Here is a 25,967-nt window from a genome sequence, read left to right as displayed (position 1 = left end):
GGTTCAGCCGCCGTGGTTATGCAGCACGGCATTGCGCCGCGCGTAGGCGAAGTAGATCACCAGCCCCACTGCCAGCCAGATCAGGAAGGCGGCCCAGGTCAGCGCCTGCAGGTGCGCCATCAGGAACAGGCAGAAGCCGATCGACAGCAGCGGCACCACCGGCACGCCCGGGCAGCGGAACGCGCGCGGCAGCTCGGGCCGGGTCTTGCGCAGCACCAGCACCGCCACCGAGATCAGCGTGAAGGCCGCCAGCGTGCCGATATTGATCAGCTCGGCCAGCACGTTCAGCGGCACCAGCGCGGCAATCGCGGCAAACACGATGCCCACGGTCCAGGTGGCGAAATACGGCGTGGCATGCACCGGGTGCACTGAAGACAACCGCTCGGGCAACAGGCCGTCGCGCGACATCGCGAAGATCACGCGGGTCTGGCCATAGGTCATCACCAGGATCACTGTGGTCATGCCCAGGATTGCGCCCAGGTCGACAAAGCCCGCCACCCAGTTCTGGCCCGCGAACTGCAGCGCCAGCGAGACCGGGTGGTCCACGCCGGCAAACTTCGCGAACGGCACGATGCCGGTCATGATCGCCGCCACCACCACATACAGCACCGTGCACACCACCAGCGAACCGATGATGCCGATCGGCAGGTCGCGGCGCGGGTTGCGCACCTCTTCCGCGGCCGAGGTCACCGCGTCGAAGCCGATAAAGGCAAAGAACACCAGCGCCGCCGCATTGAAGATGCCGGCAAAGCCGAATGGCGCAAATGGCTGCCAGTTGGCCGGCTGCACATGCCACACGCCCACCGCGATAAACAGCAGCACCACGCCGATCTTGATCGCAACCATCAGGTTGTTGATGCGCGTGGATTCGCGCACGCCATATGACACCACCCAGGTGATGGCCAGCATGATCAGGCACGCCGGCAGGTTCAGCATGGTCTTCACCCCCGGCACGGACCCTGGCGCCGCGCTCAGCGCCGCCGGCAGCTTCAGCCCGAAGCCCGCCATCAGCGACTGGAAGTAGCCCGACCACCCCACCGACACGGCGGACGTGGCCAGCCCGTATTCCAGCAGCAGGTCCCAGCCGATCATCCACGCGACGATCTCGCCCAGCGTGGCGTAGCTGTACGTATAGATCGATCCCGACACCGGGATCGCCGAGGCAAACTCCGCGTAGCACAGCGCGGCAAAGCCGCAGGCCAGCGCCGCGATCACGAACGACACCGTCAGCGCCGGCCCCGCGGTCAGCGCGCCGGTGCCGGTCAGCACGAAAATGCCGGTGCCGATGATGGCGCCGATGCCCATCATCACCAGGTCGATCGGACCCAGCACCTTCTTCAGGCCGTCATCGCGCGCGACGGCCAGCATCGCGTCGATGTCCTTGGTGCGGAACAAGCTCATTCAAACTCCCTGCAACTGTGGCCGGGCACGCAGCGGCAAGGCGGCGGCCCGGAAAAAGGGCGGTAGTTTACGCCCGCCCCGGCACGAAGGCATCACATTGCGCGCCCCGCGCGCGGCAGGCACGTCATCGAATGATAGGAAAGGCCAGGCTGGCCGGCACTGACCGCAGGCAAACTGCAGATGGAGGATGTCAGCCGCCGCAGCCGGGCGCCGACAGGATGCCGTCCACGCGCGCCAGTGCGGCGGCAAGCGGATCGAGCGCCAGCAGTGCGGCGCCGGCAAGGGCCAGTGCCGCCAGCGCGGCAATCCTTGCGCGCAGCGCCCACGGCATCGCCCAGGCCGCCAGTCCCAGCGGAGCAAGGGCCGCGCAGGCAAGAAGGAGCCGCGGCAGCATCAGCACTTCAGCGGCGGGCAGCCTCGGGCACCGCGGCGTGCGCCGCGCCTTTGGCCAGTGCCGGCAACGGCCCCGCGCGGCGCAGGCCAAACCACGAGCACGCGGCGGAGCACAGCGTCACCGCCACCAGCGCCGTGATGCTGTGCTGGTAGCTGCGCGTGGCATCGAACGACCACGCCCCCAGCTGCACCGTCAGGAAGGCACCCAGCTGGTGCCCCAGGAACAGCAGGCCAAACACCTTGCCCTTGATCCGGCTGCCGTAGCGCTCGAAGCAGAACATCGAGGTCAGGATCACCGTGCCCAGGTAGCTGGCGCCAAAGCCGACCGCAAACGGCAGCACGCCCAGGCCCGGCACCAGCAGCAACAGCATCGATGCCGAGCGCAGCGCGTAGAACGCGGCCAGCAGCCGGTGCTTGTCCCAGCGCAGTGCCAGCGCGCCGGAGACCAGGCCGCTGGCCAGCTCCAGCGCACCGAGCGTGCTCATCGCATAGCCCATCGCCAGCCGCGGCACGCCCTGCCCCTGCCAGTACGCGATCAGGTGCACGTCGATAAAGGCCATGGTGGCGCCGCAGCCGAAGAAGCCGGCTGCCAGCGCATAGAACACCGGGTCACGCCGCACCACCGACCATGCCGGCACCTCGGCCTCGGCCGTGCGTGGCGCCGGTGCGGACGCCGGCTCCCAGCGCGAAGCCAGCCACAAGGCACCGGCCACCGGCAACGCAAACACCGCACCCGCCACGCCGAACGCCGTGATCCAGCCCGCCTGCGGCTGCAGCCAGATCCACAGCGGCGACAGCACGACAAAGCCGATCGCGGTGCCGTTGGTAACCACCGCATAGGCCAGCCCCTTCTTGCGCTCCTCGAACAGCCGGTCCACCAGGATGCCCATCGGCACAAAGGTCATGGCCGCCAGCCCGAACGCGCCGGCGAGGCCGAACATCAGCACGAAGAACGTCAGCGATCCCGGCCACAGCGCCGCGCTACCCAGCGCAATGCCTGCCGCCAGCGCACCTGCGGCCGCGGTGCGCAGCGGGCCGGCGCGATCGCTGAGCGCGCCGACCACCGGCGACATCAGCCCGGTGGCCAGCATAAAGACACTGCCGGACCAGGCAAACTGCGCACGGCCCTGCCCGAAGTGCGTGGCGAGGTCGACGAAGTACACCTGGTAGAGGCCCTTCACCGCGGTCGACACGAACATCACGGCAAAGCCGATGGCGACCAGGGCCACGGTGACGGCGGGCAGGCGGGTGCGGTGCATGGCGATCTCTCTTTGGCAGGGGTTCGTTGACCATGCTAAGGAAAGCCGACCGCCTGCCGGGGCAACGCCATGGACCAGAAAAGCAAATTTTCGGACATCGCCGATACAAAGCCTGCGATTCGCGCGAGAATGCCGGCATCGGCCTTGCGATCTCCACACTGGTGATGACTACCGCCTATTTCCTGGTGCTGCCCAATGTCCACATGCTCGACCTCGGCGGGCCGCTACAGATCCTGTCGAGCGTGGGAGAACTTGGGCTTGCGCCACTCACTGTGCGTTGCGTCGGCCCGCATTCCAGCGTCACGTCCTTCCAGGGTCCGGCGCTTGGCCGGGTTGAACGCATGCCCGCCCGGCTCGAAGCCGGCGATCTGGTCATTGCCGTTGGCAGCAAACTTCTGGACACATTGACGACATCGCCTGCGTGGCACGATAGCGCGGCATGGTTGAGGGCAAGCTTTGGTGAGGGCAGGAATGGCGGCGTGCAGGTGGCCGCCGTCTGCACCGGCGCCTTCCTGCTTGGCGCAGCGGGTCTGCTCGACGGGCGCCTGTGCACGACACACCACGCACATATCAAGCGCCTGCGCGCGCGCCATCCGGATGCCTCGGTGATCGACAACCGGGTGTTCGTCCGCGACGGCAATGTCTGGACCTCGGCCGGCGTGGCCTCCGGCATCGACCTGGCGCTGCGGCTGGTGGCCAACGCCTGCGGCGACGAAGCCGCGATTGCGGTGGCGCGCGATAACGTCGTGCCGTTCCGGCGCTTCGGCGCCGATCCGCAGCTTGATCCGCAGTTCAGCGCACGCTCGCACGGCAACCCGCTGGTGCATGCAGTGCAGGACGCGATCTCGCGCGACCTGGAAGCCAACGTCGCCGACCCGCGCTTTGCACAGCGTTTCGCGGTCAGCGTCAGGCACCTGTCGCGCCTGTTCCATGAGGAAACCGGCCTCACGCCGAAGCAATACCAGCTGACCCTGCGCATGGCACGCGCGCGCAAGCTGCTGGCCGCATCGACGCTGCCGGTGGAAGCGATCGCGTTGAAGAGCGGCTTCGCCAGCGTGCAGGCCTTCCGCGCCTGCTGGAACAAGGGAGAAGCCGGCACGCCGAGCGCCTACCGGCAAGCCAGCACGCGCAGCGCGGAATAGCCGCGCTCAGGCGTGCATGAGGATATTCACCAGTCGCCCGAACGGATCACGCACATAGAAACGGCGCACGCCCCACGGCTCGTCGACCGGTCCGTATTCGATGGCAAAGCCCGCGACCACCATGCGGCGATGCGCTTCATTGACGTCGTCAACCTCTATCGATAGGTCCGGCACGGATGTACCGCTGCCACCCTCCGACGCCACGCTGACCTGAACGGACATGGCAGTGTCGCGGCCATAAGTCTGGATCCACCCGTGATCCATCAGCAGATCAAGACCAAGGACGTCCTGGTAGAAGGCGCGCGCAAGCGAAGGCTCCGCGGCCGGGATATTGGCGACGATACGTCTGACGTTCATCCCTTGCCTCCTTGAACAAGCGGCCGCTGGCGCCTGAACGGAGCGGGGACCGTCAAGCGATCCCCGCCCGATAGGCACAACAACCTACTTCACCACCGGCATGGTGAACTCAGCGCCCTTGGCGATCGAATCCGGCCAGCGCTGCATCACGCTCTTGTAGCGCGTGTAGAAGCGCACGCCCTCTTCGCCATAGGCATGGTGGTCGCCGAACAGCGAGCGCTTCCAGCCACCGAACGAATGCCATGCCATCGGCACCGGGATTGGCACATTGATGCCCACCATGCCCACCTGGATCTGCCGCGCAAACGCGCGCGCAATGCCGCCGTCGCTGGTGTAGCACGACACGCCGTTACCGTATTCATGCGCATTGATCAGCGCCACGGCTTCGGCAAAGTCATGCACGCGCACCACCGACAGCACCGGGCCGAAGATCTCTTCCTTGTAGATCGTCATGTCGGGCTTGACGTGGTCGAACAGCGTGCCGCCGACATAGAAGCCGTTCTCATGGCCATCGACCTTGTGGCCGCGGCCATCGGTGACCAGCGTCGCGCCCTCTTGCACGCCCTTGGCGATATAGCCTTCGACCTTGGCCTTGTGCGCACCGGACACCAGCGGACCCATCTCGGCATCGGACTCCATGCCGTTGCGGATCTTCAGCGTGCGCGCGCGTTCGGCGAGACGCGGCACCAGCTTGTCAGCGACATCGCCCACCGCTACGGCTACCGAGATCGCCATGCAGCGCTCGCCGGCGGAGCCATAGGCCGCGCCAATCAGCGCATCGACCGCCTGATCGAGATCGGCATCGGGCATCACCACCAGGTGGTTCTTGGCACCACCCAGCGCCTGCACGCGCTTGCCGTGCTTGGTCCCTTCCGTGTAGATGTATTGGGCGATCGGCGTCGAACCGACGAACGACAGCGCCTGCACATCCGGATGCGCCAGCAGTGCATCGACGGCTTCCTTGTCGCCCTGCACCACGTTGAACACGCCATCGGGCAAACCAGCCTGGCGCAGCAGGTCGGCAATCAGCAGGCTCGGCGACGGATCACGTTCCGACGGCTTCAGCACGAAGGTATTGCCGCAGGCGATCGCCACCGGGAACATCCACATCGGCACCATCACCGGGAAGTTGAACGGCGTGATGCCGGCCACCACGCCCAGCGGCTGGCGCAGGTTCCAGTTGTCGATGCCGCCGCCGATGTTGTCGGTGAAATCGGTCTTGAGCAGGTTGGGGATGCCGCAGGCGAATTCCACCACCTCGATGCCGCGCGTGACTTCGCCCTTGGCATCCGAGAACACCTTGCCATGCTCGCGCGTGATCAGCGCCGCCAGGTCGTCATGGTGCTGGTCGAGCAGTTCCTTGAACTTGAACAGGATGCGCGCGCGGCGCAGCGGCGGGGTGTCGGCCCAGGCCGGGAATGCGGCCTGGGCGGCGGCGACGGCATCGGCCACGTCCTGCGCGGTGCCGAGCGCCACGCGTGCTGCAACTTCGCCGGTGGCGGGGTTGAATACGTCCGCCAGGCGCTGGCCGCCGGCGCGGCGCACGGCGCCGCCGATGAAATGGTGGATCTCGGCCAGTTGCCGGTTTTCTGCGATGCTCACTTGGGATTTCCTTCGATTGCCGCGGCACGCAAGTCAGCGCGCGCCCCGGCGTGCAATCAGGGAGGCCGGACCCGCAGGTCCGGCGGCAATGCGATGCGGCGCGCGCCGCTTACTTGATGTCCTGCAGCGCCTTCTTCACCGTATCGAACAACTCACCGATCTGCGCTTCGGAGATGATCAGCGGCGGCGAGAACGCCAGGATGTCGCCGGTGTAGCGCACCAGCACGCCGAGCTCCAGGCACTTCAGGAAGGCCTCATACGCGCGCGCGCCGGGCTGGCCGGGACGCGGCTCCAGCTCGATGCCGGCGACCAGGCCGTAGTTGCGAATGTCCTTCACGTGCGGCGCGCTGCGTACGCCGTGCACCGCGGCTTCGAACACCGGCGCCAGTTCGGCGGCGCGGCCGAACAGGTTTTCGCGCTGGTACAGGTCGAGGGTGGCAATGGCGGCAGCCGCGGCCAGCGGGTGGCCGGAGTAGGTGTAGCCATGCAGCAGCTCGATCGCGCCCGGCGCGGCCGAATTGACCACGGTGTCATGCACCTCGCGGCGCACGGCGACGGCGCCCATCGGCACCGCGGCGTTGTTGATCGCCTTGGCCATGGTGATCAGGTCCGGCGTGACCTTGAAGCGCTCGGCCGCGGTGGCGGCGCCCAGGCGGCCGAAGGCGGTGATCACCTCGTCGAAGATCAGCAGGATGCCGTGGCGGCTGGTGATCTCGCGCAGCTTTTCCAGGTAGCCGACCGGCGGCACCAGCACGCCGGCGGAGCCGGCCAGCGGCTCGACGATCACGGCGGCGACATTGGACGGGTCGTGCAGCGCCAGGATGCGCTCCAGCTCATCCGCCAGGTGCGCGCCCCATTGCGGCTGGCCCTTGGAGAAGGCTGCCTCGGCGATATTCAGCGTGGCCGGCAGGTGGTCGGTGCCCGGCATCAGGTTGGCCGAGAACGCCTTGCGGTTGGGGCCGATGCCGCCCACCGCCATGCCGCCGAAGCCCACGCCGTGGTAGCCGCGCTCGCGGCCGATAAAGCGCGTGCGCTGGCCTTCGCCGCGTGCACGGTGGTAGGCCAGCGCGATCTTCAGCGCGGTGTCGACCGACTCCGAGCCCGAGTTGGTGAAGAAGATGCGGTCCAGCCCCTGCGGCATGATCGCGGCCACCTTGGTGGCGGCCTCGAACGACAGCGGATGGCCCATCTGGAATGGCGGCGCATAGTCCAGCGTGGCGGCCTGGCGCGCTACGGCCTCAGAGATTTCCTTGCGGCAGTGGCCGGCGGCCACGCACCACAGGCCGGCGCAACCGTCCAGGATCTGGCGGCCGTCGTGGGTGGTGTAGTACATGCCGCTGGCCGACGCCAGCAGGCGCGGCGCCGCCTTGTACTGGCGGTTGGCGGTGAAGGGCATCCACAGGGCATCGAGATCGGGAATCACGGTCTTGGCGGCGTCCATACGTCCTCCTAGGGGGAATCGGGTCGGATTGGCGGGTAGCACGCTGGCGGGCAGCGCGGCGGCAACGAGGGCCACTCTACCGGCGGCGTCTGGCCGACAAAATATACAGTCCGGACAAGGCTGCCTTACCGTGCAGTTTGAACACGCCAAACCGTACAGGCAAGCGCCATCGGGGTGCCGCCAGCCCGCCGCCGTGCCACGCTCCGCTCTGGGCCGCGGCGCGTCATCCCACGCTGCACTGCGGCAAATTTCGCTTGGTGGAAAGCCACCGCAGCCTGGCCTGCGTCCAGCCGCTAAACTGTACAGGTTCACGCCTGTCCGAGTGCCTGATGCTGACCCTGAACCTGACCCGCAGCCGCCGCGACGGCGACACCCTGACCGAGCAGATCGTCGCCGGCATCGCCGCGCTGGTTGAGCAGCGCGCGCTGCGTGCCGGCACCGCCCTGCCCTCGGTGCGCCGCTTTGCGCAGCACCACCACGTCAGCACCTTCACCGTGGCCGAGGCCTACGGCCGGCTGACCGCGCTGGGCTACCTGGCGGCGCGCCCGGGCTCGGGCTATACCGTGGCGCACCGCCATGCCCCGGCCGGGCGCGCGCGCGCGCCGCACTGGGAGGCGCCGGGACTGAACGCGGCGTGGCTGCTGTCGGATGTGTTCGCCGACCACTCGGTGCCGATCAAGGCTGGCGCCGGCTGGCTGCCCGGCGACTGGCTCAATGAGGAAGGGCTGCACCAGGCCATGCGCGCCTCGGCGCGCGTGCCGGCGGCGCAGTTGTCTGGCTACGGCCATCCGTACGGCTTTGCGCCGCTGCGCGAGCATATCGCCGCCGGCCTGGGCCAGTACGGCATCCCGCTGCAGGCGCAGCAGGTGGTACTGACGCAGGGCGCCACGCAGGCGCTGGACCTGGTGGTGCGCACGTTGCTGCGTGCCGGCGATACGGTGCTGGTGGAATCGCCCTGCTACTGCAACCTCCTGCAGATCCTGCGGCTGGCGGGGCTGCGCGTGGTGGGCGTGCCGCGTTCGGCGGCGGGGCTGGATACTGACGCGCTGGACGATGCCATTCGCGCCCATGCCCCGCGCGCGCTCTTTATCAATACCGTGCTGCAGAACCCGACCGGCGCCAGCCTGAGCAGCATGAACGCCTTCCGTGTGCTGCAGCTGGCCGAGCAGCACCGGCTGCTGGTGGTGGAGGACGATATCTACCGCGAGCTGGCGCCGGCCGGCTCGCCGATGCTGGCAGCCATGGACGGGCTGTCGCAGGTGGTCTACATCAACGGCTTTTCCAAGACCATCACGCCATCGCTGCGCGTCGGCTATCTTGCCGCCAGCCCCGACCTGGCAAAGGCCTTCGCGCGCACCAAGATGGCGGTCGGCCTGACCTCATCGGAAGTGACTGAGCGGCTGGTCTACTCGGTGCTGACCAGCGGCCACTACGGCCGCCACGTGGCGGCGCTGGCCGAGCGGCTGCGCGCGCAGCAGGATCGCGTGACGGAAAAGATGGAAGCCCACGGGCTGGAGGTGCTGCTGCGCCCGGAGGGCGGGATGTTCGCCTGGGCGCGCCTGAACGAGGCGGCACAGGCGCGGCTGCAGGCCAGCCGCCGTGGCGAGCGGCTGCACGGCAACCGCCTGGCCACGCTGGCGCTGGAGCATGGCATCTGGCTGGCGCCAGGGTCGTATTTCGAGCCGGACGAAACCGATTCGCCGTGGATCCGCTTCAACGTGGCCACCGGCGATGCGCCACAGCTGTGGCAGTTCTTTGACCGGTTGGCGCAGGCGCCGCGCGCGGCCTAGCATCCGCGCAGGACGGAGGGGTCAGCTCCAGAGGCGCTCGACGAACCAGCCCGCGGTGGCGCAGAGGCCCAGCCAGGCGGTCAGGCAGATAGCGATAAATCGATAACTCATCTCGGAATGGACAACAAAGTCGTGAAGGCAGTGTGAATTCTTCGTTGAATCATACATCCATTCATGAATGTATGTAACGACCGCGTGGATTTCCCGCGGACAATCAGGGGCTATTTGTATCGCGGGGAGCTCGCAAAGTACGCGCCAGCTGTCCCTGCAGCCGTCAGGGACGCGGCCGCCGAAGCGCCGGGGCTCTGCTACCCTTGTGACTGCATTGCCCCACGCGGGGTGACGATTTCAGCTCTCAAGCGCTCAGCAGAACCCGACCATGCATAGCCACGACCTGTCCGCCTGGACCCACAGCCACGCCTTCGATGCCGGCAACCGCGCCGCCGAACGCGGCACGCGCCTGGTGATGGCAATCACCGCCGCCACCATGGTGGTGGAGATCGCCGCCGGCCTCTGGTTCAACTCGATGGCGCTGCTGGCCGATGGCTGGCACATGAGCTCGCACGCCCTGGCCATCGGCCTGTCGGCCTTCGCTTACGCCGCCGCGCGCCGCTATGCCGGCGACCGGCGCTTTGCCTTCGGCACGTGGAAGATCGAAGTGCTGGCCGGCTTTGCCAGCGCGGTGTTCCTGCTTGGCATCGCGGCGCTGATGGCGGCCGGCTCGGTCGAGCGGCTGTTCAGCCCGCAGGACATCCACTACCGCGAGGCCATGGCCGTGACCGCGCTCGGCCTGCTGGTCAACCTGGGCTGCGCGCTGATCCTGGGCGGCCATGCGCACGGGCACGACCATGGCCACCATCACCACGGCCATGACCATGATCACGGCCACGGCCACCACCACGACATCAACCTGCGCGCCGCCTACATGCACGTGCTGGCCGACGCCGCAACCTCGGTGCTGGCGCTTGTCGCGCTGGCCGGCGGCTGGTGGCTGGGCTGGGCGTGGCTGGATCCGGTGATGGGCCTGGTGGGCGCCGCGCTGGTCGGCAGGTGGGCCGTCGGCCTGCTGCGCCAGAGCGGCGCCGTGCTGCTGGACCGCGAGATGGACCACCCGGTGGTGGAAGCATTGCGCGAGGTGCTGGCGGGCCTGGACCCTGCCGAGGCCAGCGGCGAGGAATGCACCCGTGTGACCGACCTGCATGTCTGGCGCGTGGGCCGGCAGCAGTTTGCCTGCATCGCCTGCCTGGTCACGCACGATCTGGCGCTGACCCCGCAGCGCGTGCGCGAAGCACTATCCGTGCATGAGGAACTGGTGCACGTGACGGTGGAGATCAGCCGCTGCGACGGCGCGCACTGAGGCGTGCCATCGGTGCGTGCGGGTTCAGTCCAGCTCGCACCACATGCATAGCGGCGGCGTATCGGTATGGCGGTGGAATTCGCTCGATGACATGACCTCGGCCGGCAGCTTCGCGGCCGGCACCAGCGTAAAACCGTAGCGCGCGAAATAGCTCGGGCAGCTTGAGGCCAGCAGCACCGCGCGCCTCGCGCCATTGGCGCGAGCGCGCATCAGCGCGGCGCGCACCACATGCGTGGCCACGCCCTGGTCGCGGTGTTCAGGCAATACGGCAACACTGCGGATCACCACGGTCTCGCCGAAGCGCTCGCCGGCAGCGCAGGCAATGATCTGCGCGCCAAGGATGGCAACGTGGAAGTGCTCGAGCAAGCGGACCACATCGTCCACGGGCAGACCGCAGCGTTCCAGCACGCTGCCCACGGCTGGCGCGTCCGAGGGCATGGCCGCCCGGATCCGCAAGTCTTTGATCATCTGGAGCCTCTCTTTTTCACATCACCTCGCGACGGGAACACCATGGAAGCCCGGACATGGCTGTGCCGCCACCGGCGGCACGGGTTGCACGCAGGCCATGTGGCCTGTCAGGCAACATTACCCGATTCGGTGGCGTTGTTCTATTGGGGAAGTAACGGAAAAAAGGGGGTCCGGAATGGCCCGCGCCATCGCGGCAATTACGCGCATCACGGCATGGCAGCCGTGCATGACCGGTCACTGTGACAGGCGCATGAAAACCGGGGACATTGCGCGGGCGCGCGCAGGACAGCCCGGCAACTTGTGCCAGGCAAAGAAGCACTGGAGGCGGGGATACGGAATCGAACCGTCGTATACGGCTTTGCAGGCCGTTGCATCACCACTCTGCCACCCCGCCGCTGACGCTGCGTCTGTGCGACGCTACGTGCTGCGGGCCGCAGTGTAGCGGGAAATGGAAATCTTTGCAGGAGACGGGGCCGGACCCTAACCCATCGCGGACTGGATGTAGTTCTGCAACCCGACCTTGTTCACCAGTTCCAGCTGTGCCTCGAGCCAGTCGATATGTTCCTCGGTGTCGGCCAGGATATCGACCACGATCTCGCGCGAGACATAATCGCCGACCGACTCGAAAAACTTGATCGCTTCCTTGCAGCTGGCCTGCGACACCTGTTCGAGCTTCAGGTCGCAGCCGAGCATCTCCTCGGTGTTCTCGCCGACCAGCAGCTTGTCCAGGTCCTGCAGGTTGGGCAGGCCATCGAGCAACAGGATGCGCTCGATCAGCTTGTCCGCGTGCTTCATTTCCTCGATCGATTCCTCGTACTCGTGCTTGCCCAGCGCACCGAGCCCCCAATGCCGGTACATGCGGGCATGCAGGAAATACTGGTTGATCGCAGTCAACTCATGACGTAGCTGGCCATTGAGCAACTGGATCACCTTCTTGTCGCTTTTCATGACTGCCCCCAACGCCCCCTCAAAACCGATGGACCCACTCTCATTTTCGTAATCACGAAAACCCCGCAGTGATAATCCCGCCGCGAATTTCATGGTAGTCCGGCAAGAGCGGACATCAAGCAAATTCAGCCTTGCTGCCGCATTTTCGCCGGGTTTTCACGCGCCATTGCAGATGCGAATACCAATGGTTTCCATTCGGTTTCCAAAAGCGCATCGCGCGGCATTGTGCAAATAGAAAAGCGGGCGCACACGGCAATTGCCGCGCCGCCCGCCATCGGGAACCAGTCTTGAAAATCAGTCGAGCTTTGCGCCCGAATCCGCCACCAGCGTCTTCAGCACCGGCCAGTCGCGCGCATACAGCGCCTGCGCCTCGGCCGGCGAGCTGCCCACCGTGCGCAGCCCCAGCGCGACCAGTCGCTCCTGCATGTCGGGCGCCTGCAGGATGGCGCGGACTTCGCCTTCAAGCCTGGCGAGAATCGGCGCGGGCACGCCCACCGGAGCCACCAAACCGATCCAGCCGACGGTCTTGAAGGCGCTGTCCTGCATGCCGGACTCAGCGAAGGTGGGCATGTCAGGCAGCGCGCTGCTGCGCTGCGTGCCGGTCACCGCCAGCGCCTTGAGCTTGCCGCTCTGGATATAGGGCTTGGCGGTCAGGATGCTGGCAAAGCCGAACTGCACCTGCCCGCCCAGCAGGTCCTGCATCATCGGCGCCTCGCCCTTGTAGGGCACGTGCGTGGCCTGGCCGTGCACCAGCTTGCTGTAGTAGGCGCCGCTCAGGTGCGACAGCGAACCCACTCCCCACGAGGCATAGCTGAGCTTGCCTGGCCGGCTGCGCGCGTATTCGCCCAGTTCACGCACGGTGCGCGCCGGCACCGACGGATGGGCCACCAGCACCAACTGCGCATCGGCCAGCACGCTGATCATGGTCAGGTCCTTGCGCGGATCGTAGGGCAGCTTCTGGTACAGGAACTGGTTGGTCAGCACCGACTGCGTCAGGGTCATCAACAGCGTGTAGCCATCCGGCGCGGCCTTGGCCACGGCGTCGGTGCCGATGATGCCCGAGGCGCCCGCCTTGTTGTCCACCACCACGGGCTGGCCCAGGCGCTTGCTGAGCTTTTCGCCCATGGCACGGGCGATAGTGTCAGTGCCGCCGCCGGCCACATAAGGCACCACGATGCGGATCGGTTTGGCGGGATAGGTCTGTGCCGCAGCGGGCAGGGCCAGGCTGAGCGAAAGCCCGCCAGTCAGCCCGCCAGCGGCCAGCGCGAGCCATGCGCGTCGGTTCATGTCGTCTCCAGGTCGTCTTTATGGTTTTGGAGGACAACGTTAGCGGGCTTGAGAAATTACGTCCAATGCAATATTTTTCAGTTTTTGATGCAAAAATAGTTAATTCATGGGGCTGACGTGGGGCTAAGGCAGCTGCATCACTTCGTCACGCTGGTCGAGCAAGGCAGCTTTGCCCGTGCCGCCGGCGCCCTGCACCTGTCGCAGCCGGCGCTGACGCGCAGCATCCAGGCGCTGGAAGCAGACCTGGGGCCGCTGATCGACCGCAGCTACGGCAAGGTGCGGCCAACCGCGGCCGGCATGCTGGCGCTCGAGCGCGCGCGCCGCATGCTGCGCGAACAGCGCGAGTTGCGGCGCGACCTGCAACTGCTGGAGGAAGTAGAGATCGGCACGATCCGCGCGGGCTTCGGGCCGTTTGCGGCATCGTTCCTGCTCGATCCCGTGCTCGAGGCGCTGGTGCGACGCTACCCGCATCTGCGCATCGACCTGGAGACCGCCGACACGCCGGCCATGCGGCGTTCGCTCGAAGCGGAACGCCTCGATGTCTTTGTCGGCGAAAGCCGCAGCCTGGCGGAACTGGGACACCTGCAGATTGACCGGCTGCCGGCGCTGGAAACGGCATTCTTCGTCCGCAGCGGGCATCCGCTGGCGCGGCAGCGCGAAGTCACCCTGGCTGAACTGCGCGCCTATCCGGTGGCCGGGACCCGGCTGCCGGCGCATATCCTTCGCTTCTTCCGGCAGGCACTGCATGAAGCCCGCGGTGGCAGCGGCCCGGTCTCCGAGGACGCGCCCGGGCTGATGACCGTCACCTGCAACGACATGCACGCGCTGCGCTCGCTGCTGCTGGCCGTCGATGCCGTGGCGCTGGTGCCCGTGGCGATGATGGCCGACGCCTGCGCGCAAGGCATGGCCGTGGCCCTGCCGATGCACCCGCCAACCGAGCTGAGGGCGCAGTATGGGATCGTGTCGCTGGCCGGGCGCTCACCGTCGCCGGCCATGCGCGCATTCGCGGCGCTGGTGCACGAAGCGGTGGCGCAAGCCAGCGGCGGTGCCGGGCCGTAAGCCCGGGTCATAGCCCGGGCGTTCGGGATTCAGCCAGCAGCCACCGCGGGCTGCCCCGCATCGACACGCGCCGGCAGGTGCGCGGCCAGCCGGCGGCGCGAGCGCTCAGGGTTGACCACGTACAGCCCGGCCAGCGCCGCCACCACCATGATCGCGCCGCAGACGGCCAGGCCAAGTTCAAAACCGCGTGCCCCCGGAACGTTCTGCACCAGCACACCCGTGACCAGCGGCGCCAGCACGCCGGCCAGCGACGACACCGACGCATCGATGGCGAGGATCGCACCGCGCTGCCCCGCCGGCACGACCTCGGCCAGCATCGCCGGGCCCAGCGAATAGATCGCCGGCGCGCACACGCAGGCCACTACCAGCAGGCCCACCCGCATGGCCGGCGTGGTGTCCGGCCACAGCAGCAACAGGAAGAAGCCGCCGGCCATCAGCAGCATGCCGGCCGAGACCCGCCCGCGCGCCAGCCGCGACGACACGCCGCGCGCCAGCAGCCGTTCAGAGAACCATGCAATGGCCAGCGTCAACGGCAGGTTGGTGCCGATGATCAGCGCGAACAGCTTGCCGCTGACGGCGTGGCCGAAGCCCAGCCCGCTCTGCAGGTAGGCCGGGATCCAGGTCAGGCACAGCGCCAGGCCCCAGTACGCCGCCAGCCGCAGCGCGAAGCAGCCGAGCACCGTGGGATCGCTCAGCAAGACGCGGTACGGCAGGCGCAGCGGCGCGCTGGCGGCCGCGGAGGCGTGGGGGGCATCGTGCCCCGCCGGGCGTTCGTCGAGCGTCCCTTCGCGCCCGAGCGCCAGCCAGACCACGGCCCACAGCACGCCCAGCGCCGCCAGCACGTAGAAATTGGCGCGCCAGCCCCAATGCACGGCAACCGCCGGGATCAGGAAGCCCGCCAGCACGATGCCGATCCCGGCCCCCTGCGTCAGCACCGCGACCGGCAGGTTGCGCCGGCTGTTTGGAAACCACTTGTAGCAGGCGTGGATCGCCACCGGCGCAGCCGGCCCTTCCATGAAGCCCAGCAGGATGCGCGAGACGATCAGCACCGCCAGGCTGGACGACAGCGCCAGCGGGATCTGGCACAGCGACCATGCCAGCGCCATGCAGACCAGCAGCCGCGAGGTCGGCGTGCGGTTGGCAAGAAAGCCGCCCAGCACGCCGGACACCGCGAACAGCCAGAAGAAGCTGCTGCCGACCAGGCCGAACTGCGCCGGCGTCAGCCCCAGTTCATCCATCATCGGCGCGGCGAGCAGGCCCACCACCATCTTGTCCATGGCGTTGACCACCAGGAAGAAGAACAACAGCGCTGCGGTCAGCCACGCGCGGCGCGGCTGGTAGGACATGGTCATGCGAGGTCTCCCGAAGGGCGGACATCGGTCTCCGGGCGGCACCTGATAGGCACGCCGCCGCTCAATTCGTAATATGGATTACGTTTTCGGGCCAGTATGTTGGCCGGATACGGTTCACGACATCCGTAAAAACACGGACATGACGGGGCGGGCCCGGGCCACGCCCCGCGGGGAGAATGGGCGTCATGGAAAACAAGCTGACCGGGCTGGAAGGCCACGCCGGCTATGCCGCACCGCGCTATTCGCGTGGCCTGCGCACCACGCTGCTGCTGCTGGAAGCCGGCCGCCGGCTGCTGCGCGAGCGCACGCTGGAACAGGTCTCGATCCAGGAAATCTGCGCGCACGCCGGCGTCACGACCGGCGCGTTCTACAGCCGCTTCGAAGGCAAGGAGAGCTATTTCAAGGCGCTGCAGGCCCTGGCGCTGGCCACGCTGCGCAAGGGCATGGCCGAGCGTCTTGCGCAACTCGACACATGCCCGCCGACGCTGGAAGACGCCGTGTGCGCGCTGGCGCGCGACAGCCGCATCTGGGCCTACCGCAATGCCGGGGTGCTGCGTGCCTCGCTGGTTGCCCGCGTCACCATCGGCGAGGATCCGATCCGGCAGCTCAACCGGCAGTACATGGACGACCTGGTTTCACGCCTGGCGCGGCTGCACCCGGCGGGCGCCTCGCCGGAACTGGAACTGCGCATCCGCTTTGCGCACCAGGCGCTGGCCGGCACCCTGCTGTATGCGCTGATCAACCGCGACAGCACCTTTGCGCTGTCGGATCGGCGGCTGGACCGGGAGATGGCACGGGCGTTCCTGCTGTACGTGGCATAGCCACGCTCCGCCAATGCAAAGAGGCCCCGCGGGGCCTCTTGGTTCTTCCAGCAAGGGGGCTGCCCTCGCCTTACTCCACCGTCACCGACTTCGCCAGGTTACGCGGCTTGTCCACGTCGGTACCGCGGGCGCAGGCCGTGTGGTAGGCCAGCAGCTGCAGCGGCACCACGTGCAGGATCGGCGAAAGGTCGCCGTAGTGCTCGGGCAGGCGGATCACCTGGATGCCATCGGACGACTGGATCTGCGTGTCGCTGTCGGCAAACACGTACAGGCGGCCACCGCGGGCGCGCACTTCCTGGATGTTGGACTTGAGCTTTTCCAGCAGTGCGTCGTTGGGGGCGACGGTGACCACCGGCATGGCTTCGGTGACCAGTGCCAGCGGGCCGTGCTTGAGCTCGCCCGCCGGGTAGGCCTCGGCGTGGATATAGGAGATTTCCTTGAGCTTGAGCGCGCCTTCCAGCGCGATCGGGTAGTGCAGGCCGCGGCCGAGGAACAGTGCGTTCTCGCGGCGCGCGAAGTCTTCCGACCAGGCGATGATCTGCGGCTCCAGCGCCAGCACGCCATGCAGCGCGGCGGGCAGGTGGCGCAGGTTGGCCAGGTCCTTGGCCTCGGTCTCTTCGGTGAGCAGGCCGCGCGTTTTGGCCAGCGCCAGCGTCAGCATGTAGAGCGCGGCCAGCTGCGTGGTGAAGGCCTTGGTCGAGGCCACGCCGATCTCGGTGCCGGCGCGCGTCAGGAAGCGCAGCTCGGTCTCGCGCACCATGGCGCTGGTGGCCACATTGCAGACCGCCAGCGTGTGCACGTGGCCAAGCGCGCGCGCATGGCGCAGCGCGGCCATGGTGTCAGCGGTCTCGCCGGACTGCGAGATCACCACCACCAGCGCGCGCGGGTTGGGCACGGTTTCGCGGTAGCGGTATTCGCTGGCGACCTCGACCTGGGTCGGGATCCTGGCAATGCTCTCCAGCCAGTATTTGGCGGTGCAGCCGGAGTAGTAGCTGGTGCCGCAGGCCAGGATCAGCACGCTGTCGATGCCGGCAAAGACCTCGGCGGCGCCGCTGCCGAACAGTTCCGGCGATATGGCCTCGATGCCTTCGAGCGTGTCGCCCAGCGCGCGCGGCTGCTCGAAGATCTCCTTCTGCATGAAGTGGCGGTACGGGCCCAGTTCCACCGATGCGGCGTGCGCTTCGACCACGCGCGCCTCGCGCTCGACCGGGTGGTCGTCGACGTCGTGGATGGTCACGCCGTCCAGCGTGATCTCGACCACATCGCCCTCTTCCAGGTAGATGATGCGGTTGGCGGTGCCGGCCACGGCCAGCGCGTCGGAGGCCAGGAAGGCCTCGTTCTCGCCCAGCGCCACCACCAGCGGCGAACCGGCGCGCGCGCCGACCACGCGGCCCGGCTGGTCCTTGGCGAACACGGCGATGGCGTAGGCGCCGTGCAGGCGCTTGGTCACCGCGCGCACCGAGGCGAACAGGTCGCCGCGCGTGGCACTGCTGGGGTAGGTGTAGGCCTGGTGGATCAGGTGGGCAACCACCTCGGTATCGGTCTGCGATTCAAAGCCGTAGCCGACCGCGCGCAGTTCTTCGCGCAACGGCTCGTAGTTCTCGATGATGCCGTTGTGCACCAGCGCGATGGTCTCGCCCGACAGGTGCGGGTGGGCGTTGACGGTATCGGGCTTGCCATGCGTGGCCCAGCGCGTATGCGCCACGCCGGTGAGGCCGGACAGGCCGGAAGCCTGCGTCTGCGCGTCCAGGTCGGCCACGCGTGACACGGTGCGCGCGCGCTCGACCGCATCGTCGCGCACGACGGCGACGCCGCACGAGTCATAGCCGCGATACTCCAGGCGGCGCAGCCCTTCGATCAGGACCGGAACGATATTGCGCGTGGAAACCGCGCCGACGATGCCACACATGCTGAACCCCCGTTTGCTGGCGCCTGCCCGAAGACCTCCGGCGCCGGTATGAATCCTGTGGCGCCGCCTCGCCGAGGCGGCGCGTGCCCTGGCCGCCCGCTGGCGGCCCTCTGACGCTTACTTCTTCGGCTGCTTGACCGGGCGCTGCCAGGCGTCGATGGTCAGCTGCTTGGCCCGCGACAGCGTCAGCTTGTCGGCGGGCGCCTCCTTGGTCAGCGTGGTGCCGGCGCCCAGCGTGGCGCCGCGGCGCACCGTCACCGGGGCCACCAGCTGGGTGTCGGAGCCGATAAAGACATCGTCCTCGATCACCGTGCGGTGCTTGTTCACCCCGTCATAGTTGCAGGTGATGGTACCCGCGCCAATATTGACGCGCGACCCCACCGTGGCATCGCCCACATAAGCCAGGTGGTTGGCCTTGCTGTGCGCGGCCACCTGGGCGTTCTTGACCTCGACAAAGTTGCCGATATGCACGTCCTCGCCCAGCTCGGTGCCGGGGCGCAGCCGCGCGTACGGCCCGATGCGCCCGGCGGGGCCAACCTTCGCCTCGTCGATATGGCAGAACGGGTGCACCTGGGCGCCGGCGCCGACGGTGCTGTTGCGGATCACGCAATGGGCACCGATGCGCACACCGTCTTCCAGGTGCACGCGCCCTTCGAATACGCAGCCGACGTCGATGGTAACGTCGCGCCCGCAGTTCAGTTCGCCGCGCACGTCGATGCGGGCCGGATCCAGCAGCGTCACGCCGGCTTCCAGCAGGCGCCGGGCCTGGTTGCCCTGGTGGATGCGCTCGACCTCGGCCAGCTGCAGCTTGCTGTTGACGCCGAGCGTCTCCCAGATCGCCGCCGGCTGGGCCGAGACGGTCTCCACGCCATCGGCCACGGCGCGCTCGACCGTGTCGGTCAGGTAGTACTCGCCCTGGGCATTGTCGTTGCGCAGCGTCGACAGCCACTTGCGCAGGTGGCCGGTGGGGCACACGATAATGCCGGTGTTGATCTCGCGGATCGCCTTCTCGGCGTCGCTGGCGTCCTTCTGCTCGACAATGCGGACGATGCTGCCCGCGGCATCGCGCACGATGCGGCCATAGCCGGTCGGGTCTGGCATTTCCACGGTCAGCACGCCAAAGCGCTGGGTGCCGGCTTCGGCCACGAGTGCCTGGAGCGTGGCAGCGCTGGTAAGCGGCACGTCACCGTACAGAACCAACGTGGGCTGGCTGTCGTCCAACAAGGGAAGTGCCTGCATCACCGCATGGCCCGTGCCAAGCTGCTGGGGCTGTTCGGCAAAGGCGACATCGGCGGCGGCAACGGCCTCGCGCACGCGCTCGGCACCGTGGCCGACCACGACCGCCAGCCGCGACGGCGACAGCGCACGGGCCGTGTCCAGGACATGCGCGAGCATGGGCCGGCCGGCTACCGGGTGCAGTACCTTGGGCAAATCGGAATACATCCGCTTGCCCATGCCCGCGGCGAGAATGACGATATTCACAAGGAGACCCCTAAGTGAGTGTGTCCGAAAATATTCTTGAAAACGCCAGCCGGGTGTTTGGCGGACTGCGCCGCCAGGCTTGGCGAAAACGTGCGGCCAGGCCTGCGCATAATCCCGCAAACCCTTGCCAGGACTTGGCTGGCGGCCACCTGGGCAGCCCGGTTGCGATGCGCGCCGATTTTAACATGGCGGTTTCTGCGCATCGGACCGCCGTTTCTGAATTTCACAATTGCTGGGCCCGGCGGATTTTCGCGATTCTGGGCGCGGCGGCCTTGTGCGCCTGCAGCGCCATGAAGCTGGGATACCAGCAGGGTGACCACCTGGCGTACTGGTGGATCGACAACTACGTCGATGTCACCACGGCCCAGGAACCGCTCACGCGCGAGGCCATCGCGCGCTTTTTTGCCTGGCATCGCAAGGCGCAATTGCCGGAAATCGCCACCTTGCTGCAGCGGGCCAAGGCCGACGTGCGCCAACCGGTGACACCGGCCACGGTCGAGCACTTCCAGGACGCCTCGCAGCAACTGGCGCGCAAGTCCTTCGAACAGACGATGCCCGACCTCGCCGACCTGTTGCTGACGCTGACGCCTGAGCAGATCGGCCGCATGGAGAAGAAATTTGCCGAGGGCAATACCAAGTACCGCAAGAAATTCCTGAATCCAGACCCTGCCGAGCGCGAGGAAGCGCGCTATGACAAGGTGATGGAGTACGCGCGGCTGGTCTACGGCAACTTCTCCAGCGTTCAGGAAAAGGCCATCCGCGCCAGGATAGGCCCGGTGGTGCAGAATGCCGAGGCGCGCTACGCCGAGCGCGTCGCCCGGCAGCAGGAATGGCTCAAGATGGTGCGCTACGTGCAGGCCACGCAGCCACCCAAGGCGCAGGTGATAGACATGCTGCACCGCTTCCGCGAATACTGGCAGAACCCGCCAGCCAGGCTTGCCGCCAGCCATGAAGCCAGTGACAACGCAGGCATCGCGCTGACCGTGGCCATCGCCAACATGACCACGCCGCAGCAGAAGGCGCATGCGCAAGACCGGTTCCAGAAATGGATCGACGACACGCATGCGTTGATGCGCGAGAAGGCAAACGCCCCGGTGCGCGCGGCGGCTGCGAATTAGGGCAATTGAAAGGGCAATTGAAAAAACCGATTGCTCGCCCCCTCTCGCGCTTGCGGGAGAGGGGAGAAAACGGGCGGCAAGCTTAGGCTGCCGGCGGTCTTACTGCGTGCCGGCCTGCTCCGCCGCCGGTGCCGGTGCCGCGGCAACCGCGGGCGGGCGCTCGAAGCGCACGAACTCCATCCGGTTCTCTTCCACGTTGCCGGCAAACATCAGCGGCTGCTGCTGGAAAGTGGTTTCGCCGAACAGTGAGGCCTCATCCACCTTGGCCAGCCCAGTGGCCAGCCCGGTGAACGGGAACAGGTCGGTATCGGCCAGGTGCGACGGCACCACGTTGCGCAGCGCCGAGAAGATATTGTCGATACGGCCCGGGTTCTGGCGCTCCCAGTCCTGCAGCATCTCGCTGACCTTCTTGCGCTGCAGGTTTTCCTGCGAGCCGCACAGGTTGCACGGGATGATCGGGAATTCCATGGCGCGCGCGTACGACGCGATGTCCTTCTCCGAGCAGTACGCCAGCGGGCGGATCACGATGTGTTGGCCGTCGTCGGTCGACAGCTTGGGTGGCATCGCCTTCATCTTGCCGCCGAAGAACATGTTCAGGAAGAAGGTCTGGACGATGTCGTCGCGGTGGTGGCCCAGCGCGATCTTGTTGGCGCCCAGCTCCTTGGCGGTGCGGTAGATCACGCCGCGGCGCAGGCGCGAGCACAGCGAGCAGGTGGTCTTGCCCTCGGGCACCTTCTCCTTGACGATCGAGTAGGTATCCGCCTCGACGATCACATATTCCACGCCGACCGACTTCAGGTACTCGGGCAGGATGTGTTCCGGGAAGCCAGGCTGCTTCTGGTCCAGGTTCATCGCGATCAGCTTGAACCGGATCGGCGCGCGTTTTTGCAGCGCCATCAGGACCGACAGCATGGTGTACGAGTCCTTGCCGCCACTCATGCAGACCAGCACGGTATCGCCGTCCTCGATCATGCCGAAGTCGCCGATGGCCTTGCCGGTTTGCGATTGCAGCCTCGTCTCGAGGCGGTAGAAGTTGTTCGAGTGGCTCATGGGGCATCCTGTTGCGTGGCGCCCGCCGGATGGAATGGCCGGCGCGGCGCGAAGGGGCAACATTTTACTTTAGGCGCCCGCACGGTGCTGGCGCCAGTGGACCCGCGGCTCAGGCCTGCTTGATATGGAAGACCTCGACGCCGACCGAATCGCAGTCCGGGTACACGTCGGGTTTTTCGGTCGAGACACGCACCGCGCGCACCTTGGGATGCTTGAGCATCGCGCGCGCCACGTCATCGCATAGCGTTTCCTGCAGGTGCACGTGGCCCTGTGCCATGCGCTCGGCCACGGTGTTGCGCATGAAGTCGTAGTCGACCACTTCATCGAGCTTGTCGGCCTGCGGGGTGCTCTGCGCCAGCGGCACGAACAGGTCGATATTGATCAGCACCCGCTGTTCGCCCTTCTTCTCGAATTCGTGCACGCCGATATTGATCTGCACTTCGTAGTTGCGCAGGAACATGCGTCGGCAGTCTTGCAGGCTGGGGTGGGAAAGGGCGGCGAGCATGGTCATGAGCGGGCTGCTGAGGGGAAAAAGGAAGCCGCTCCCGGCGGGCGCGGCACATCAGGGCACTACGGTATTCGGTTGCTGGCTTCCAGCTTACTCGGTCAGGAACATCACGTCGCGCGCCAGCGGCATCAGGTGCTGGCCGCCGTCCACATACAGCGTGGTGCCGGTCACGGCACGCGCCTGTGCCAGGTAGGCCACCGCCTGGGCGATGTCCTCGGGCGTGGACGACTGGCCCAGCGGCGTCACCCGGTGCGCGCGGCGGAAGCTCTGCTCCGACTGCTCGCCCGAAACCAGCGTGATTCCTGGGGCCACGCCCACCACGCGCAGGCGCGGCGCCAGCGCCTGGGCCAGCTGCACCGTGGCGGTCTGCAGCGCGGCCTTGGACAGCGTGTACGACAGGAAGTCCGGGTTCAGGTTATCCAGCTTCTGGTCGAGCAGGTTGACCACCACGCCGCGCGGCTCGGTGGCCTTGTCGTTGCCGGCAGCGGCCGCCAGGGCCTTGTGCAGTTCCCGCGCCAGCAGCAGCGGCGCCGCCACGTTGGTGCGCATATGCGTATCCAGCGACGCATATGAGAAACTGGTCGCCACGTCGTACTGGAACAGCGAAGCGTTGTTGACCAGGCAAGTGGGCACGCCCAGCGCGGCGGTGCAGTCGGCCACCAGGCGGCCGGTGGCGGCCTCGTCGGCCAGGTCGGCGCGCAGCACCGCGGCACGGCGGCCCAGCGCGCGGATCTGCGCGGCCAGGGCCTCGGCCTCGTCCACCGAGCGATGGCAGTGCACGGCCACGTCCCAGCCCTGCGCGGCCAGTTCAAGCGCGATGGCGCGGCCCAGGCGGCGCGCGCCGCCGGTCACCAGCGCCACGCCGCGGGCGGTGGCGCGCTGGCTGCCAGTCTGGCTATGGGTCTGGTCACCGGTCTGGCTGGCAGGAGTCTTGGATGCGGGCATTGCTACAATCGCAGGATGCAGAAAGCCGCTAGTTTACCCCTTCCCCCCGCCGACGCGCAGGCCGCGTCCGATACCCTTACGGCCCGCATTGGCGAATCCATCGACGCAGCCGGCGGCTGGATCGGCTTTGACCGCTATATGGCGCTGGCACTGTACGCGCCCGGCCTGGGCTATTACAGCGGCGGTTCGGCCAAGTTCGGGCGCGATGCCCGCGATGGCAGCGACTTCATCACCGCCCCGGAGCTGAGCCCCTTTTTCGCGCGCACGCTGGCGCGCCAGTTCGCGCCGCTGCTGGCGCTGGGATTGCCGCGCATGCTGGAATTCGGCGCCGGCACCGGCCGGCTGGCGGCGGACCTGCTGCTGGGGCTGGAGCAGGAAGGCCAGTTGCCTGACACCTACGCCATCGTCGAGCTGTCGGGCGAACTGCGCGCGCGCCAGCAGGCCACGCTGGCGCAGCGCGCGCCGCACCTGGCGGACCGCGTCACCTGGCTCGATACGCTGCCTGCCAGCTTTGAAGGCGTGATCGTCGGCAATGAAGTGCTGGATGCGATGCCGGTACAGCTCTACGCACGCAACGGCGGCCGCTGGCATGAGCGCGGCGTAGTGCGCGGCGGCGATTCCACACCCGCCTTCCGCTTCGAGGACCGCCCGCTTGCCGATGCCGACGTGCCCGAGGCCCTGCGCGCCATCCCCGGCGACCACGACCTCGTCACCGAGACCCATGCCGAAGCCGAGGGCTTTACCCGCGCGGTCGGCGCCATGCTGGCGCGCGGCGCGGCCTTCCTTATCGACTACGGCTTCCCGGCGGGCGAGTACTACCACCCGCAGCGCGCCGGCGGCACGCTGATGTGCCACTATCGCCATCATGCGCACCCGGACCCGTTCCTGTACCCGGGCCTGCAGGACATCACCGCCCACGTGAATTTCAGCGGCATTGCGCTCGCCGCGGTGGATGCGGGATTGACCGTGGCGGGCTTTGCCTCGCAGGCGCGCTTCCTGATGAACGCTGGCATCACCGAGCTGCTGATGGCGCTGGACCCATCCGACGCCCGCGCCTTCCTGCCGCAGGCCAATGCGGTGCAGAAGCTGTTGTCAGAAGCCGAGATGGGCGAGCTGTTCAAGGTGATCGCGCTCACGCGCGGCCTGGACGACAGCGAACCGATGGACGGCTTTACCCGCGGCGACCGCTGCCATACCTTGTAACGGCACCGGAGCCGCCATGCTGCGCTGGACCCTGACGATTTTCCTGAGCGTGATCATCCTGTCCGCGGCGCTGCCCTGGCTGCAGAAGGTCGGGCTGGGACGGCTGCCGGGGGATGTGCGCTTCCGGCTGTTCGGGCGCGAGTTTGTATTGCCGTTTGCTTCGACGATCCTGCTGTCGATGGTGGCGCTGGTGATCGGCAAGCTGCTTTAGTTTTCTGAATCACTTGATCGCGCCGACGGTAAACCCCGCGACGAAGCGATCAAGGAAAATGTTGTAGAGCGCAGCCACCGGCACGCTGACGATCAGGCAGGCGCCCATCAGCGAGCCCCAGAAATAGACATCGCCCCGCACCAGGAAGGTCGGCACGCCGACGCTCACCGTGTACTGCGACGAACTGGTGATGAAGGTCAGCGCATAGACGAACTCCTGCATCGCCAGCGTGGCGCTGAAGATCACCACGGTCAGTATCCCGCTCGACGACAGCGGCACCACCACCTTCAGGAACGCGCCGAAGCGGCTCAGGCCGTCCATCATCGCGGCTTCCTCGATGTCGCGCGGCACCGCCTTGAAGAACCCCATCATCAGCCAACTGCAGAACGGCACCGTGAAGCTGGGGTACACCAGCACCAGCGACCACAGCGAATCCTGCAGGCCCAGCGCGCCGATGATGCGCGAGAACGGGATGAACAGGATCGTAGGCGGAATCAGGTAGGTCAGGAAGATGCCGATGGCCCACTGCCGGCCCCATCGCCCCGACAGCCGGGCCAGGCTGTAGCCGGCGGGCACGGCCAGCAGCAGCGTGATCAGCACCACGCCTGCGGACACGACCAGGGTGTTGAGCACCCAGCGCAGATAGCGGGTCTCGCCGAACAGGATCCGCAGGTTCTCCATCGTCGGCGACAGGTTGAACAGGAACGGGTTGTTGGCGGTGTTGATCAGGTCGTGCACATCCTTGAAGGTCGTGATCAGCATCCAGTAGAAGGGAAACGCGCAGAACGCCACGAAGGCGGCAAGCAGGCCGAAGTGGGCACCGCGCGCAGCCCAGCGCCGGTAAGTGATGGCGGCGGCGCGCAT

Annotated in this window: 24 protein-coding genes and 1 tRNA gene; 8 read left to right on the top strand and 17 right to left on the bottom strand. The window is 67.2% G+C overall.

Features of this window, described 5'->3' with window-relative positions:
* Positions 1-3: 3 nt before the first annotated feature.
* The 3 genes from RS901_RS07660 to RS901_RS07650 all read right to left on the bottom strand — a co-directional run bounded on the left by RS901_RS07660 (position 4) and on the right by RS901_RS07650 (position 3,053).
* Positions 4-1,401, bottom strand: a complete 1,398-nt coding sequence (locus RS901_RS07660; RefSeq protein ID WP_316152559.1) for an amino acid permease — start codon at positions 1,399-1,401, stop codon at positions 4-6.
* 190 nt (positions 1,402-1,591) lie between these two features.
* The gene (locus RS901_RS07655) at positions 1,592-1,795 is read right to left on the bottom strand and encodes a hypothetical protein (protein WP_147266307.1); all 204 of its coding nucleotides are present in this window, start codon (positions 1,793-1,795) and stop codon (positions 1,592-1,594) included.
* 7 nt (positions 1,796-1,802) lie between these two features.
* Entirely contained in the window at positions 1,803-3,053 is a 1,251-nt protein-coding gene (locus RS901_RS07650; RefSeq protein WP_316152555.1) for an MFS transporter, read from the bottom strand.
* Positions 3,054-3,217: 164 nt separating this feature from the next.
* Here RS901_RS07650 and RS901_RS07645 point away from each other — a divergent pair, with 164 nt between their 5' ends.
* On the top strand, positions 3,218-4,195 hold the full coding sequence (locus RS901_RS07645) for a GlxA family transcriptional regulator (RefSeq protein ID WP_316152553.1): 978 nt from the start codon (positions 3,218-3,220) through the stop codon (positions 4,193-4,195).
* A gap of 6 nt (positions 4,196-4,201) precedes the next feature.
* Here the strand turns inward: RS901_RS07645 and RS901_RS07640 are convergent, their stop codons facing one another.
* The 3 genes from RS901_RS07640 to RS901_RS07630 form a co-directional block, all read right to left on the bottom strand.
* Positions 4,202-4,552 (bottom strand): VOC family protein, encoded by a 351-nt coding sequence (locus RS901_RS07640; protein ID WP_316152551.1) that lies wholly within the window; start codon positions 4,550-4,552, stop codon positions 4,202-4,204.
* Positions 4,553-4,636: 84 nt separating this feature from the next.
* Positions 4,637-6,154 carry a CoA-acylating methylmalonate-semialdehyde dehydrogenase gene (locus RS901_RS07635; protein ID WP_410054162.1) on the bottom strand — a complete coding sequence of 506 codons (1,518 nt, stop codon included), beginning with the start codon at positions 6,152-6,154 and terminating at the stop codon, positions 4,637-4,639.
* A gap of 109 nt (positions 6,155-6,263) precedes the next feature.
* Positions 6,264-7,595, bottom strand: a complete 1,332-nt coding sequence (locus tag RS901_RS07630; protein ID WP_316152549.1) for an aspartate aminotransferase family protein — start codon at positions 7,593-7,595, stop codon at positions 6,264-6,266.
* A gap of 329 nt (positions 7,596-7,924) precedes the next feature.
* Between RS901_RS07630 and RS901_RS07625 the strand changes: the two genes are divergently transcribed.
* Both RS901_RS07625 and dmeF read left to right on the top strand, forming a co-directional pair.
* Entirely contained in the window at positions 7,925-9,385 is a 1,461-nt protein-coding gene (locus RS901_RS07625) for a PLP-dependent aminotransferase family protein (RefSeq protein WP_316152546.1), read from the top strand.
* A 379-nt stretch (positions 9,386-9,764) separates the two neighbouring features.
* Entirely contained in the window at positions 9,765-10,742 is a 978-nt protein-coding gene (gene dmeF, locus RS901_RS07620) for a CDF family Co(II)/Ni(II) efflux transporter DmeF (protein ID WP_316152544.1), read from the top strand.
* 24 nt (positions 10,743-10,766) lie between these two features.
* On the opposite strand, the gene RS901_RS07615 is transcribed toward dmeF, so the two are convergent.
* The 4 genes from RS901_RS07615 to RS901_RS07600 form a co-directional block, all read right to left on the bottom strand.
* On the bottom strand, positions 10,767-11,210 hold the full coding sequence (locus tag RS901_RS07615; protein WP_316152542.1) for a GNAT family N-acetyltransferase: 444 nt from the start codon (positions 11,208-11,210) through the stop codon (positions 10,767-10,769).
* A 319-nt stretch (positions 11,211-11,529) separates the two neighbouring features.
* A tRNA-Cys gene (locus RS901_RS07610) sits at positions 11,530-11,604 on the bottom strand.
* A gap of 86 nt (positions 11,605-11,690) precedes the next feature.
* The gene (gene bfr / locus RS901_RS07605; protein ID WP_035820638.1) at positions 11,691-12,158 is read right to left on the bottom strand and encodes a bacterioferritin; all 468 of its coding nucleotides are present in this window, start codon (positions 12,156-12,158) and stop codon (positions 11,691-11,693) included.
* A 294-nt stretch (positions 12,159-12,452) separates the two neighbouring features.
* Complete coding sequence (locus RS901_RS07600; RefSeq protein ID WP_035820636.1) at positions 12,453-13,445, bottom strand: Bug family tripartite tricarboxylate transporter substrate binding protein; 993 nt, start codon at positions 13,443-13,445, stop codon at positions 12,453-12,455.
* 117 nt (positions 13,446-13,562) lie between these two features.
* On the opposite strand from RS901_RS07600, the gene RS901_RS07595 reads away from it, so the two are divergent.
* Positions 13,563-14,504 (top strand): LysR family transcriptional regulator, encoded by a 942-nt coding sequence (locus tag RS901_RS07595; RefSeq protein ID WP_316152537.1) that lies wholly within the window; start codon positions 13,563-13,565, stop codon positions 14,502-14,504.
* A 29-nt stretch (positions 14,505-14,533) separates the two neighbouring features.
* Here RS901_RS07595 and RS901_RS07590 read toward each other — a convergent pair whose 3' ends face one another.
* Positions 14,534-15,856 carry an MFS transporter gene (locus RS901_RS07590; protein ID WP_316152536.1) on the bottom strand — a complete coding sequence of 441 codons (1,323 nt, stop codon included), beginning with the start codon at positions 15,854-15,856 and terminating at the stop codon, positions 14,534-14,536.
* A 185-nt stretch (positions 15,857-16,041) separates the two neighbouring features.
* Between RS901_RS07590 and RS901_RS07585 the strand changes: the two genes are divergently transcribed.
* The gene (locus RS901_RS07585; protein WP_316152534.1) at positions 16,042-16,677 is read left to right on the top strand and encodes a helix-turn-helix domain-containing protein; all 636 of its coding nucleotides are present in this window, start codon (positions 16,042-16,044) and stop codon (positions 16,675-16,677) included.
* A gap of 70 nt (positions 16,678-16,747) precedes the next feature.
* On the opposite strand, the gene glmS is transcribed toward RS901_RS07585, so the two are convergent.
* Positions 16,748-18,586 (bottom strand): glutamine--fructose-6-phosphate transaminase (isomerizing), encoded by a 1,839-nt coding sequence (gene glmS, locus RS901_RS07580; protein ID WP_316152533.1) that lies wholly within the window; start codon positions 18,584-18,586, stop codon positions 16,748-16,750.
* A gap of 117 nt (positions 18,587-18,703) precedes the next feature.
* On the bottom strand, positions 18,704-20,068 hold the full coding sequence (glmU, locus tag RS901_RS07575; RefSeq protein ID WP_316152530.1) for a bifunctional UDP-N-acetylglucosamine diphosphorylase/glucosamine-1-phosphate N-acetyltransferase GlmU: 1,365 nt from the start codon (positions 20,066-20,068) through the stop codon (positions 18,704-18,706).
* 290 nt (positions 20,069-20,358) lie between these two features.
* Between glmU and RS901_RS07570 the strand changes: the two genes are divergently transcribed.
* On the top strand, positions 20,359-21,186 hold the full coding sequence (locus tag RS901_RS07570; protein WP_316152529.1) for a DUF6279 family lipoprotein: 828 nt from the start codon (positions 20,359-20,361) through the stop codon (positions 21,184-21,186).
* 99 nt (positions 21,187-21,285) lie between these two features.
* Here RS901_RS07570 and ttcA read toward each other — a convergent pair whose 3' ends face one another.
* The 3 genes from ttcA to RS901_RS07555 form a co-directional block, all read right to left on the bottom strand.
* Positions 21,286-22,236: a tRNA 2-thiocytidine(32) synthetase TtcA gene (gene ttcA, locus RS901_RS07565; RefSeq protein ID WP_316152527.1), complete on the bottom strand. Its 951-nt coding sequence runs from the start codon at positions 22,234-22,236 to the stop codon at positions 21,286-21,288.
* A 109-nt stretch (positions 22,237-22,345) separates the two neighbouring features.
* Positions 22,346-22,747, bottom strand: a complete 402-nt coding sequence (locus tag RS901_RS07560) for a dihydroneopterin aldolase (protein WP_011614433.1) — start codon at positions 22,745-22,747, stop codon at positions 22,346-22,348.
* A gap of 87 nt (positions 22,748-22,834) precedes the next feature.
* Positions 22,835-23,689 (bottom strand): SDR family oxidoreductase, encoded by an 855-nt coding sequence (locus RS901_RS07555; protein WP_316152521.1) that lies wholly within the window; start codon positions 23,687-23,689, stop codon positions 22,835-22,837.
* Between the two features lie 15 nt (positions 23,690-23,704).
* Between RS901_RS07555 and RS901_RS07550 the strand changes: the two genes are divergently transcribed.
* Both RS901_RS07550 and RS901_RS07545 read left to right on the top strand, forming a co-directional pair.
* Positions 23,705-24,892: a class I SAM-dependent methyltransferase gene (locus RS901_RS07550; RefSeq protein WP_316152519.1), complete on the top strand. Its 1,188-nt coding sequence runs from the start codon at positions 23,705-23,707 to the stop codon at positions 24,890-24,892.
* Positions 24,893-24,908: 16 nt separating this feature from the next.
* Positions 24,909-25,103, top strand: a complete 195-nt coding sequence (locus RS901_RS07545) for a DUF2905 domain-containing protein (RefSeq protein ID WP_013955344.1) — start codon at positions 24,909-24,911, stop codon at positions 25,101-25,103.
* 9 nt (positions 25,104-25,112) lie between these two features.
* Here the strand turns inward: RS901_RS07545 and RS901_RS07540 are convergent, their stop codons facing one another.
* On the bottom strand, positions 25,113-25,967 hold the full coding sequence (locus tag RS901_RS07540) for a carbohydrate ABC transporter permease (RefSeq protein ID WP_316152515.1): 855 nt from the start codon (positions 25,965-25,967) through the stop codon (positions 25,113-25,115).

The organism is Cupriavidus sp. BIC8F (genome assembly GCF_032465815.1).
GTDB classification, from domain to species: domain Bacteria; phylum Pseudomonadota; class Gammaproteobacteria; order Burkholderiales; family Burkholderiaceae; genus Cupriavidus; species Cupriavidus necator.
This window is presented reverse-complemented; position numbering and strand designations above follow the sequence as displayed.

Bases quoted from the DNA above. Each gene is read 5' to 3' on its own strand.
- RS901_RS07660 (WP_316152559.1), bottom strand. From the start codon at position 1,401: ATGAGCTTGTTCCGCACCAAGGACATCGACGCGATGCTGGCCGTCGCG.
- RS901_RS07655 (WP_147266307.1), bottom strand. From the start codon at position 1,795: ATGCTGCCGCGGCTCCTTCTTGCCTGCGCGGCCCTTGCTCCGCTGGGA.
- RS901_RS07650 (WP_316152555.1), bottom strand. From the start codon at position 3,053: ATGCACCGCACCCGCCTGCCCGCCGTCACCGTGGCCCTGGTCGCCATC.
- RS901_RS07645 (WP_316152553.1), top strand. From the start codon at position 3,218: ATGACTACCGCCTATTTCCTGGTGCTGCCCAATGTCCACATGCTCGAC.
- RS901_RS07640 (WP_316152551.1), bottom strand. From the start codon at position 4,552: ATGAACGTCAGACGTATCGTCGCCAATATCCCGGCCGCGGAGCCTTCG.
- RS901_RS07630 (WP_316152549.1), bottom strand. From the start codon at position 7,595: ATGGACGCCGCCAAGACCGTGATTCCCGATCTCGATGCCCTGTGGATG.
- RS901_RS07625 (WP_316152546.1), top strand. From the start codon at position 7,925: ATGCTGACCCTGAACCTGACCCGCAGCCGCCGCGACGGCGACACCCTG.
- dmeF (WP_316152544.1), top strand. From the start codon at position 9,765: ATGCATAGCCACGACCTGTCCGCCTGGACCCACAGCCACGCCTTCGAT.
- RS901_RS07615 (WP_316152542.1), bottom strand. From the start codon at position 11,210: ATGATCAAAGACTTGCGGATCCGGGCGGCCATGCCCTCGGACGCGCCA.
- bfr (WP_035820638.1), bottom strand. From the start codon at position 12,158: ATGAAAAGCGACAAGAAGGTGATCCAGTTGCTCAATGGCCAGCTACGT.
- RS901_RS07600 (WP_035820636.1), bottom strand. From the start codon at position 13,445: ATGAACCGACGCGCATGGCTCGCGCTGGCCGCTGGCGGGCTGACTGGC.
- RS901_RS07590 (WP_316152536.1), bottom strand. From the start codon at position 15,856: ATGACCATGTCCTACCAGCCGCGCCGCGCGTGGCTGACCGCAGCGCTG.
- RS901_RS07585 (WP_316152534.1), top strand. From the start codon at position 16,042: ATGGAAAACAAGCTGACCGGGCTGGAAGGCCACGCCGGCTATGCCGCA.
- glmS (WP_316152533.1), bottom strand. From the start codon at position 18,586: ATGTGTGGCATCGTCGGCGCGGTTTCCACGCGCAATATCGTTCCGGTC.
- RS901_RS07570 (WP_316152529.1), top strand. From the start codon at position 20,359: ATGAAGCTGGGATACCAGCAGGGTGACCACCTGGCGTACTGGTGGATC.
- ttcA (WP_316152527.1), bottom strand. From the start codon at position 22,236: ATGAGCCACTCGAACAACTTCTACCGCCTCGAGACGAGGCTGCAATCG.
- RS901_RS07560 (WP_011614433.1), bottom strand. From the start codon at position 22,747: ATGACCATGCTCGCCGCCCTTTCCCACCCCAGCCTGCAAGACTGCCGA.
- RS901_RS07555 (WP_316152521.1), bottom strand. From the start codon at position 23,689: ATGCCCGCATCCAAGACTCCTGCCAGCCAGACCGGTGACCAGACCCAT.
- RS901_RS07550 (WP_316152519.1), top strand. From the start codon at position 23,705: ATGCAGAAAGCCGCTAGTTTACCCCTTCCCCCCGCCGACGCGCAGGCC.
- RS901_RS07545 (WP_013955344.1), top strand. From the start codon at position 24,909: ATGCTGCGCTGGACCCTGACGATTTTCCTGAGCGTGATCATCCTGTCC.
- RS901_RS07540 (WP_316152515.1), bottom strand. From the start codon at position 25,967: ATGCGCGCCGCCGCCATCACTTACCGGCGCTGGGCTGCGCGCGGTGCC.